At 67.1% G+C, this 2,227-nt stretch carries 1 protein-coding gene; it reads left to right on the top strand.

Translation table 11 applies throughout. The features are described from left to right. Window positions 1-222 precede the first annotated feature (222 nt). The coding region (locus ABZ646_RS45410; protein WP_360533311.1) for a LamG-like jellyroll fold domain-containing protein at window positions 223-2,227 on the top strand (2,005 nt) is incomplete at its 3' end.

Here is a 2,227-nt window from a genome sequence, read left to right as displayed (position 1 = left end):
GAGGGTGGTCAGGGCGGTGACCGGGTCGGGGTCGTGCAGGGCGGCCGCGCGCAGCGTGTAGCGGGTCAGCAGTCCGGGGGCAGCTCCGCCGTCGCCAACGGGCAGACCTTGCGCATCCCGGCTCACGTCAGCATCGGTACGGACACCGGCAACGGTGTCCGTATCCATTTGTCCAACGCCCTGGGCACCACACCAGTGACCTTCGACGCTGCCTCGGTAGCCTTGCAGGACACCACCGCGGGCGGTGCCGCCACCACGGCCGCAGGGCCCACGGCGCTGGCCTTCGGCGGGCATGCGTCCGTCACCATCCCCGCAGGCGCGGACGTCACCAGTGACCCCGTGACCTTGGTCGTCGCACAGCAGGCGACCGTGCTGGTCAGCCTGCAGGTGCACGGCTCGGTCACCGCCCTCGCCGGTCACGCCACTGCCCAGACGCCCGTGTGGATCAGCTCCGACGCGGCCAACCGTACGCTCGACACCTCGGCCGCGAACTACACACAGACGTCGTTCACCGGCCTGCCCTACGTGACCGGAATCGACGTCACCACCCCTACCGCCGTTCCTACCGGCTCGCTGGTCCTCTACGGGGACCAGAGCGTCAACGGGGACACCGCGAGCAACGACGGTCAGCACCACCTCAGCGACGCCATCGCCAACGCCCTCGTCAACGACTCGAACGGAGACGAGTCCGTGGACTACGGCGTGCTCAACGCCGGATCCAACAGCAACAGTCTCAGCAACAACCTGCTACCTCAGATCACCAATAGCGGCACCCCGAGGAACGCACTCAATCCACTGGACCGCAACGTCCTGGCCCAGGGCAACGTCCGTACAGTCCTGGTCTCCACCGGTGCCAGTGACCTGCTCAACTGCACCGGTACTGCCGACGCCTGCGCCACAAGCGTCGAGAACGGGCTGACCTCACTCAACAGCCAGCTCATGTCGTACTACACCGACGACGGCCGGCCCCACGACGGCCATCAAGCAGCGACGGAGAACTCCAACATCACCGTCTACATCGCCACGATCCCGCCATTCACCGCCGCCCACCCAGGCACAGCGACTCAGGAAGCCGCACGCGAGCAGGTCAACAGCCAGCTGTCCGAACTCTTCGACGGCCAAGTCATCGACTTCGCCGGGGCAGTCTCCACGGATGGCACGGCAACGTCCTCCACCGTCAAAGCCGCCGACTTGTCCAACGGCAGTCCTTCCAGCACCTACTACGACGAGCTAGCCGCCCGCTACCTCAAGGACACGAACAACCCTGACACAATCGCCATCACGCCGAACCTGATCGTCCCGGTCGCCACCGGCAGCGACACTCCCGACAACGAATGGGACCTGGCCACCGACACCACCGACCAGCGCGGCGACAACCCGTTCGCGGTGGTCGGCAGCGCGACATCCAACGCTGCGGGACCCGGTGCGGTCAACGCCCCCGCCGCCGCCACCTCCTTCGACGGCAGCACCGGGTTCCTGGAAAGCGACCACACCGCCGTCAACGCCCTCGCCGACTACACCGTCTCCGCCTGGGTGAAACTCGACTCGGCAACCGGACCCGCCACCGCCATCTGCGAAGGCACCAGCCAGCACCAAGCGTTCTACCTCGGCTACGACCGCGGCAACCAAGGCTGGATGTTCCAGACCACGACCACCAACGACGACAGCGCCGATTTCCCCACCGCGGAAGGAGACGCCGGCACCGGAGCCCTGGGCACCTGGACCCACCTCCTCGTCACCTACACCGCACCCGTCGACGGCGACGACAGCACCGGCGTCATGGCCATCTACCAAAACGGCACCCTCATGGGGACCGCCACCAACCTCACCCCGCAGTACGACTCCTCCATGCCCCTCACCATCGGCGGCTGCGTCAACGACCCCGCCGCCACCTCCCCGTACAACGCCTTCCCTGGCTCCGTCTCGGACGTCCAGGTCTACCCCTACGCCATGACCGCGAGCGACGCCAACGCAGGCAGCGTGATCGTCCCCAGCGGCTGGCAGAACGGCATGCCAGAGGACGACTGGAAACTCACCGCCAATGGCACCGACGTCGCCTCCCTCAACCCGCTCACCGCGACCGGCAGCGCCACCTTCACCACGGACGCACCGAGCGGCATGTCCGGCAGCGTCGCCTTCGACGGCAGCACCGGCTTCCTCAAGAGCAAGCAGAGCGCGGTCAACACCCTCGGCGACTACACCGTCTCCGCCTGGGTGAAGATCAACT

Source organism: Streptomyces sp. NPDC007162, assembly GCF_040634175.1.
In the GTDB taxonomy this organism is placed as follows: Bacteria; Actinomycetota; Actinomycetes; order Streptomycetales; family Streptomycetaceae; genus Streptomyces.
Note: the sequence above shows the minus strand (reverse complement) of the source record. Positions and strands in the feature narration are given on the sequence as shown.